The organism is Micromonospora sp. MH33, assembly GCF_003013775.1.
In the GTDB taxonomy this organism is placed as follows: domain Bacteria; phylum Actinomycetota; class Actinomycetes; order Mycobacteriales; family Micromonosporaceae; genus Micromonospora; species Micromonospora fulviviridis.
This window is the reverse complement of record NZ_MUYZ01000311.1, coordinates 1-7,919: the sequence shown is the minus strand read 5'-3', so window position 1 is coordinate 7,919 and position 7,919 is coordinate 1. Positions and strand designations below refer to the sequence as shown.

Here is a 7,919-nt window from a genome sequence, read left to right as displayed (position 1 = left end):
CTGGCGCGGGCGGCCGAGTCGGCGATCCAGCCGACCCCGGTCCGCGCGCCCGGCCGGCGCCCGACGGCGGTCGGCGTGCGGATCGTCCGGCCGGTGGCGCCGCTGCCGGCCGGGGCGGAGGTGGGGCTGGACCTGGTGGCCTGACAGGAACGCGACACAGTCGCGACAGTCTTGTCCAGTCGCGATGTATCGCGTTATACTCCTCGCATCACTCGACGCGCCGCCGACCGGCGCGTCACCGAGGGGAGGACGCCATGACCCGCTGGACGGTCGACAGTCCGCAACAGATCACCCTGGACGAGCCGGTCACCCGGCTGGACGTCCGACTCATCTCCGGACGGCTCAACGTGGTCGGCGCGGACGGGCCGGCCCGGGTGGACGTCACCCGGGTCAGCCGCCAGCCGGTCCGCGTCGAGCTGCGCGACGGCCGGCTCAGCGTCGGCCACGAGCGGCCGCCCCGCTGGCCGGGGGTGCTCTGGTGGCTCGGTCAGTTCGGCCGCCGGTTCCGTGCCGAGGTCTCCATCGCCGTGCCCGCCCACGTGCTGGCCGACCTGCAACTGGTGGACGGCTCGCTGGTCGCCTCCGGCCTGCGCCGGGACACCCGGGTCGACGTCACCTCCGGCCAGGTCACCCTGATGGGGCTGCGCGGTCGCACCTCGGCGAAGGTCACCTCGGGCCCGGTCGAGGCGCTCGGCGTCGGCGGCGACCTCAACCTGGAGACGGTCTCCGGCGAGCTGATCCTCGCCGACAGCGCGCCCGAGCGCGTGCGCGCCCACGCCGTCTCCGGGTCGATCACCTGCGACCTGGACAACCCGCGGGGCAGCGACATCCGGCTCAGCGCCATCTCCGGCAGCATCACCGTCCGGGTCCGCGAGGACAGCGACCTCACCGTCCACCTGCACACCACCTCCGGCCGGATCACCAGCGGCTTTCCCCAGGTCTGCGGCGGCCAGCACGGGTTCGGCGCGGTGAAGGACAGCCACGGGGTGCTCGGTGGGGGCGCGGGTAAGCTCTGGGCGTCCGCGACCTCCGGCAGCATCGCGCTGCTCGCCCGTCCCGTCGAGGACGCCGACGACGTGGAGGAACTGCCGTGACCGCCGTGTTCAGCCACGGGCGGCTCCGGCTCTACCTGCTCAAGCTGCTCGACGGCGGGCCGAAGCACGGCTACGAGCTGATCCGCCTGCTGGAGGACCGCTTCCTCGGCCTCTACGCGCCCAGCGCCGGCACCATCTACCCCCGGCTGCAACGGCTGGAGGTGGAGGGGCTGGTCAGCCACACCGCCGCGGGCGGCCGCAAGGTCTACGAGATCACCGACGCCGGCCGCGCCGAGCTGCGGCAGCGCGCCGACGAGCTGGCCACCCTGGAATCGGACATCACCGCCTCCGTCGAGGACCTCTCCGCGCTGGCCGGCGAGATCCGCACCGAGGTACGCGGCTCGGTGCGTGACCTGAAGCGGGAGCTGCGCGAGGCGGCCCGGCAGACCCGCCAGGCCCGCTGGGCGCCTCCGCCACCGACGACCCGACCGCCGGGCAACGGCGGCCCCCGCCCGACCGCGGAGTCGCCCCTGCTCGCCGAGTTCGACCAGCGGCTGGCCGCGTTCACCGTCGAGGTCGGCGCGCTGGTGCGGGCCGGCCGGCTCACCGACACCCAGCTCCGTACGGCCATCCGCCTGCTCGACGGGGCGCTGGACGGGCTGCGCCGGCTGCTCCGCTAGGCGTCCGCCGGCTCACAGGTTGTTTCCAGGGTCCACCCAGCGCGGCCGCAGCGAAAGCGCGGATGATGGGTGCCATGGTGGCTACCCAGACCGAGGCCCGACTGCTCGTCGTCGAGGACGATCCCAACATCCTCGAACTGCTCTCCGCGAGCCTGCGCTTCGCCGGATTCGACGTCGCCACCGCGACCAGCGGCAGCGCGGCGCTCAACGCCGCCAAGGACCACCGGCCCGACCTGGTCGTGCTCGACGTGATGCTGCCCGACCTCGACGGCTTCGAGGTCATCCGGATGCTCCGCGAGGGCGGCACGCGTACCCCGGTGGTCTTCCTGACCGCCCGGGACGCCACCGACGACAAGATCCGCGGGCTCACCCTGGGCGGGGACGACTACGTCACCAAGCCGTTCAGCCTGGAGGAGCTGACCGCCCGGATCCGGGCCGTGCTGCGGCGCACCGCCACCGGCGAGCACGCCCCCTCCCGGCTCACCTTCGCCGACCTGGAGCTGGACGAGGAGACCCACGAGGTGCACCGCGCCGGCCAGCGGGTGCAGCTCTCGCCGACCGAGTTCAAGCTGCTGCGCTACCTGATGCTCAACGCCAACCGGGTGCTCTCCAAGGCGCAGATCCTCGACCACGTCTGGAACTACGACTTCCGCGGTGACGACAACATCGTCGAGTCCTACATCTCCTACCTGCGGCGCAAGGTCGACAACACCCAGCCCCGGCTGATCCACACCCTGCGCGGGGTCGGGTACGTGCTGCGCAAGCCGGCGGCGTGAACGCCGTCCACGAGACGAAGGGCTGGCTGCGCGGCATCCCGCTGCGGGTGAAGCTGGTCGCCTCGGTCCTGGCCCTGGTGGCGGCGGCGCTCGTCGTGATCAGCTCGCTGACCGCGTACTTCCTGCACGACTACCTGGTCGGCCGGATCGACGGCGAGTTGAGCGACCAGCTCGGCCAGAGCGTCACGATCAACCAGCAGACGGTCAGCCAGCTGCCCACCGACTATCTGCTCGCCCAGTGGAGCCGGTCCAGCCAGGCCGGCCAGGTGGTGCAGGACAAGTCGCTGACCCGCGAAGACCTGCCGGCTGGCCTCACCGAGCAGGGCTGGTACGACCGGCACGCCAACCAGGACGCGTTCACCACCGACGCGGCCGACAAGAGGGTCCGCTGGCGGGTCATGATCAAGCAGGTCGACAACGACACGTACACGGTGATCGGGCAGAACCTCACCGACGTGGATCTGGCCGTGCGACAGCTCGTCTGGATAGACCTGCTGGTGGGCGGGGCGGTGCTGATCATCCTGGCCTCGGTCGGGGCGGGGATCGTGCGTACCAGCCTCAAGCCCCTCGTGGAGATCGAGCGGACCGCGGCGGCCATCGCCGGCGGTGACCTGACCCGGCGGGTGCCCGACCCGGAGGAGGGGCGGGCCTGCCCGACCTCGGAGCTGGGCCGGCTCTCCCGGGCTCTCAACGCCATGCTCGCCCAGATCGAGGCGGCGTTCACCGCGCGGGCCGCCTCCGAGGCGGCGGCGCGCAGCGCCGAGGTGAGTGCCCGGGACGCCGCCGCGTCGGCCCAGGCGTCCGAGGCGCGGGCCCGCCGCTCCGAGGAGCGGATGCGGCAGTTCATCGCCGACGCCTCGCACGAGCTGCGCACCCCGCTGACCACCATCCGGGGCTTCGCGGAGCTGTACCGGCAGGGCGCGGCCCGGCAGCCGGAGCAGACCGCCGGCCTGCTGCGCCGGATCGAGGACGAGGCGTCCCGGATGGGGCTGCTGGTCGAAGACCTGCTGCTGCTGGCGCGGATGGACCGGGAGCGGCCGATCGCGCTGGCCCCGGTCGAGCTGCCGGTGCTCGCCTCGGACGCGGTCCAGGCGGCCCGGGCCGTGGAGCCGGACCGCGCCATCACGCTGGAGATCGAGCCGGGCGCTGGTCCGCTGGTGGTGCTCGGCGACGACGCCCGGCTGCGCCAGGTGATCGGCAACCTGATGACCAACGCGCTCACCCACACCCCGCCGGACGCCGCGGTGACCCTGCGGCTGCGGGCGGAGCCGGGGAACCTGGCCGTGGTGGAGGTGGCGGACACCGGTCCCGGCCTCACCCCGGAGCAGGCCGAGCGGGCCTTCGAGCGGTTCTACCGGGTGGACGCGGCGCGTACCCGGCGGGCGGGCGGCCCGACCAGCACCGGGCTGGGGCTGGCCATCGTCGCGGCGTTGGTGGCCGCGCACCACGGCACCGTCGAGGTCGCCGAGACGCCGGGCGGCGGGGCCACCTTCCGGGTGAAGCTGCCGCTGCTGCCCGAGGCGCCCGAGCCCGGCGAGTGACTTTCAGAAAACATTCAGGCGGGTTCCAGGCTGGTCGCAGTGCCAGAGGAGAAGGTGGAGTCATGACCGACCACGAGACCGATCCGCAGCGGTCGCCGGCTCCCGCCGACGCCGAGCCGTCGCACCCGACCGCCGAGCTGCCCCGCGCCGAGAGCGGGCAGTCGGACCTCACCGTCACCCCGGCCGTGGCGCCGGTTCCGGCCGACTCCCCGGCCGCCGGAACCACCGCCCCGGCTCCCGCCGGCCAGCCGGAGACGCCGGCCGCGCCCGCCGACCCGTACGCGCCGCCGGCGGCAGCGCCATACCCGGTCTCCGGGCAGCCGCAGCAGCCGCACCCCTGGTACGGGGGACAGCAGCAGAGCCCCTGGGCGCAGCAGGGCGGCGGCTACCCGTCGCAGGCCGGCGGCTCGGTCCCGCCGTACCAGGCGCAGCAGCCGTACGCGCAGCACCAGCTGCACCACGTCCACCAGGCCGGGCAGCCGGCCCCGCCGTGGGGTCCGCAGCAGCCGGCACGGCCCAGCCGGGCCGGGAAGTTCATCGGCGCGGGTGCGCTGGCGCTGGCGCTGATGCTCGGCTCCGGCGTGGCCGGCGGCGCCCTCGCCCTCGCCCTCGACGGCGACCGGACCGTCACCCGCACCTACTCGGCCGCTCCCGTGCTCAACAGCGCCGACCTGCCGAAGATCGCGGCCGCCGTCCAGGACAGCATCGTCACGATCATGACGGACAGCGGTGAGGGCTCCGGGGTGATCCTCAGCGCCGACGGGTACGTGCTGACCAACAACCACGTGGTCGCCTCCGCCGGCGGCGACACCGTGAAGGTCGTCTTCGCCGACGGCAAGACCGCCCAGGCGAAGATCGTCGGCACCGATCCGAAGACCGACCTGGGCGTGGTCAAGGCCAGCGGGGTGAGCGACCTCAAGGCGGCCAAGTTCGGCGACAGCGACGCCATGCAGGTCGGCGACCAGGTGCTCGCCCTGGGCAGCCCGCTCGGCCTGCAGGGCTCCGTCACCGCCGGCATCCTGAGCGCCCGCGACCGCACCATCTCCGCCGGCGAGGGCGGTCAGCAGCAGAACCCGCAGCAGGGTGCCAGTTCGATCTCCGGCCTGCTGCAGACCGACGCCCCGATCAACCCGGGCAACTCCGGCGGTGCGCTGGTCAACACCCGGGGCGAGGTGATCGGCATCAACACCGCGATCGCCACCGCCGGGCAGGGCAGCAACGGCAACATCGGGGTCGGCTTCGCCATCCCGAGCAACAAGGCCAAGGACGTCGCCGAGAAGCTCCAGCGCGGCGAGAAGATCAGCCACCCGTCCCTCGGGGTCAGCGTTGCCGGCGCGGAGGACGGCGGAGCGCTGGTCTCCGACGTGGTCGCGGGCAGCGCGGCCGACAAGGCCGGGCTCCAGCGGGGCGACGTGATCACCAAGTTCGGCGACAAGGTGATCAACGACTCCAACGACCTGGTCGGCGCCGTGCAGGCCGGCAAGGTCGGCGACCGGGTCGAGGTCCAGTTCAAGCGGAACGGGTCGACCGAGACGGCAACCGTGACGCTCGCCGAGACGTCATAACACCAGACCTGCCTCCTCCACGGGCGGCGGGTGACGGAGCCAAGGGGGTTGGCTCCGTCGCCCGCCGCCCTTTTTCGCGTCCTCACCCGCTCCGGGTGAGGACGGCTCACCCCGTCCGGCGGCATCCTCGGGGCATGACGACCACCTCCGCCGTCCGTACCGACCAGGACATCCAGCGGGACGTGCTCGCCGAGCTGGACTGGGACGCGCAGACCCGGCCGACCGAGATCGGGGTGACCGTCGCCGGCGGCGTGGTCTCACTCACCGGCCAGGTGGACAGCTACGCCCGGCGCTGGGCCGCCGAGCGGTGCGCGCACCGGGTCCGCGGGGTCCGCGCCGTCGCCAGCGACCTGGAGGTACGGCTGCCCGCCACCGAGGAACGCACCGACGCCGACATCGCGATCGCGGCCAGCCGGGCGCTGGAGTGGGACAGCTTCGTCCCCGCCGAGCGGCTCGACGTGACCGTCGCCGACGGCTGGGTGATGCTCCGCGGCGAGGTGGAGTACGGCTTCCAGCGCCGTACCGCCGAACGGGAGCTGCGCCGGCTGCGCGGGGTACGCGGGGTGACGAACCTGGTCGAGGTGCGCCCGCCGACCCCGCCCAGCGACGAGCAGAACCGCCGCGACCTGCAACGCGTGCTGTTCCGGCGGACCGGCACCGAACGCATCGAGGTACGGGTCAGCGGGGACACCGTGGTGCTCGACGGGGTGGTCCGCTCATGGTGGCAGCGGGAGGAGGCGGAACGGGCGGCCTGGGCCACCCCCGGCGTACGTGAGGTGCACGACCGGATCGTGGTGGCCGGCTGAGCCGCCGTTTACCGCCGGACGCGTCGGGAAACCGCCGCCGACTGGGTAGCCGGGGACCATCGGGGAGGACTCGTGGCCGTGAACCAGCCGCCGTCGGACCGCTCACGGGCCGGGCCCCTGCGGATCGCGATGGTGGTTCCGCCCTGGCTGTCCGTCCCGCCGCCCGGCTACGGCGGCCTGGAGCAGGTGGTGGCCGGGCTCGTGGACGGGCTGATCGACCGTGGCAACGCGGTGACCCTGTTCGGCGCCGGCCGGGAGAACGGCACCGCCGCCGACTTCGTCTCCACCTGCGAGGACCTCCAGTACGAGCGGCTGGGCGAGTCGCTGCCCGAGCTGGCCCACCTGGCCCACGTCAACCGGCTGGTGGACCCGGCCGACTTCGACCTGGTGCACGACCACACCACCATCGGCCCGATGGTCGCCGGCCAGCGCCGGGTGCCCACCGTGGCCACCGTGCACGGCAACCCGGTGGGGGAGTACGGCACCGTGCTGGACAACGCCGACCACGGGGTGGGCCTGGTGGCGATCTCGCATGCCCAGCGCGCCGCCAATCCGGACCTGCCCTGGGTGGGCACCGTGCACAACGCGATGCCGCTGCGGGACTTCCCGCACAAGCGGTCGCCGGGACCCGGGCCGGTGCTGTGGCTCGCCCGGTTCAGCCCGGACAAGGGCCCGGACGTGGCGATCCGCGCCTGCCGCGCGGCCGGCCTGCCGCTCACCCTGGCCGGCAAGTGCAACGAGCCGGCCGAGCGCCGCTACTTCGAGCAGGTGGTCGAGCCGCTGCTGGACGAGGACGTCACCCTGGTACTCAACGCCGATCGGGCGGCCATCCTGCGGCTGCTGGTCGACGCCCGCTGCCTGATCATGCCGATCCAGTGGGCGGAGCCGTTCGGCATGGTGATGGTGGAGGCCATGGCCACCGGCACGCCCGTGGTGGCGCTGCGCCGGGGCGCCGTGCCGGAGCTGGTCCGGGACGGGGTGACCGGGCTGGTCTGCGACCGCGCGGAGGAGCTGCCGGCGGCGCTGCGGGCGGCGGCCCGCCTCGACCCGGCGGACAGCATCGCGCACGTGGCGGAGCACTTCTCGGTCGAGCGGATGGCCGCCGGCTACGAGTCGGTGTACCGGAGCTTCCTGGCCGGCCGGGCCGGGGTCGCCGGGCGGCGCGAGGCCGTGCCCGTCGTCGCCGGTTGACCCTCAGGTGCGCCCGGTCGCCAGGTCTGCGGCGGCCGCGTCGAGCTGACGGGCGTACTCCGGGCTGATGCTGCCCTCGCGCCGCCGATCGGCGATCTTCCCGCGGAGCCGGTCCACGGCGGCGGTCAGCGCGCCGTCACCGGTCGCGGCGGTGGCGTTGCGCAGCAGGTTGCGCAGGTCCACGCCGACATCGCCGCGGATCTGCCCGGCCGCCAGCCCGGCCTCGATCAGCCCTTCCACCCGGTGGGCCGCCTCGTCCAGGCTGCCGCCGGCCGGCGGGGTCGGCGCGCCGGCGGTCGCGGTCGGCCGGCCGGTCGGGTCGGGCG

7 protein-coding genes and 1 pseudogene are annotated in these 7,919 nt (G+C 73.9%); 7 read left to right on the top strand and 1 reads right to left on the bottom strand.

The features are described 5' to 3' along the window. Positions 1–254 precede the first annotated feature (254 nt). The 7 genes from B0E53_RS30525 (at position 255) to B0E53_RS30495 (ending at position 7,593) form a co-directional block, all read left to right on the top strand. A complete protein-coding gene (locus B0E53_RS30525) occupies positions 255–1,094 on the top strand; it encodes a DUF4097 family beta strand repeat-containing protein (RefSeq protein WP_107079159.1) in 840 nt (279 codons plus the stop codon). After that, positions 1,091–1,714: a PadR family transcriptional regulator gene (locus B0E53_RS30520; RefSeq protein ID WP_107079158.1), complete on the top strand. Its 624-nt coding sequence runs from the start codon at positions 1,091–1,093 to the stop codon at positions 1,712–1,714. Before B0E53_RS30525 ends, B0E53_RS30520 begins: the two co-directional genes overlap by 4 nt. A gap of 74 nt (positions 1,715–1,788) precedes the next feature. After that, entirely contained in the window at positions 1,789–2,490 is a 702-nt protein-coding gene (locus B0E53_RS30515; RefSeq protein WP_046571468.1) for a response regulator transcription factor, read from the top strand. Beyond that, a complete protein-coding gene (locus B0E53_RS30510) occupies positions 2,487–4,031 on the top strand; it encodes an ATP-binding protein (protein ID WP_107079157.1) in 1,545 nt (514 codons plus the stop codon). The genes B0E53_RS30515 and B0E53_RS30510 overlap by 4 nt, the downstream gene beginning before the upstream one ends. 62 nt (positions 4,032–4,093) lie before the next feature. Then, positions 4,094–5,596, top strand: a complete 1,503-nt coding sequence (locus B0E53_RS30505) for a trypsin-like peptidase domain-containing protein (RefSeq protein ID WP_107079156.1) — start codon at positions 4,094–4,096, stop codon at positions 5,594–5,596. Positions 5,597–5,730: 134 nt separating this feature from the next. Further along, entirely contained in the window at positions 5,731–6,402 is a 672-nt protein-coding gene (locus tag B0E53_RS30500; RefSeq protein WP_107079155.1) for a BON domain-containing protein, read from the top strand. Between the two features lie 72 nt (positions 6,403–6,474). Then, positions 6,475–7,593 carry a glycosyltransferase family 4 protein gene (locus B0E53_RS30495; RefSeq protein ID WP_107079154.1) on the top strand — a complete coding sequence of 373 codons (1,119 nt, stop codon included), beginning with the start codon at positions 6,475–6,477 and terminating at the stop codon, positions 7,591–7,593. Positions 7,594–7,596: 3 nt separating this feature from the next. On the opposite strand, the pseudogene B0E53_RS30490 reads toward B0E53_RS30495, so the two are convergent. Further along, positions 7,597–7,919 (bottom strand): annotated as a pseudogene (locus tag B0E53_RS30490) (serine/threonine protein kinase); the annotation flags it as partial.

Coding starts and splice junctions, on each gene's coding strand:
- B0E53_RS30515 (WP_046571468.1), top strand. CDS start 1,789: ATGGTGGCTACCCAGACCGAGGCCCGACTGCTCGTCGTCGAGGACGAT.
- B0E53_RS30525 (WP_107079159.1), top strand. CDS start 255: ATGACCCGCTGGACGGTCGACAGTCCGCAACAGATCACCCTGGACGAG.
- B0E53_RS30505 (WP_107079156.1), top strand. CDS start 4,094: ATGACCGACCACGAGACCGATCCGCAGCGGTCGCCGGCTCCCGCCGAC.
- B0E53_RS30500 (WP_107079155.1), top strand. CDS start 5,731: ATGACGACCACCTCCGCCGTCCGTACCGACCAGGACATCCAGCGGGAC.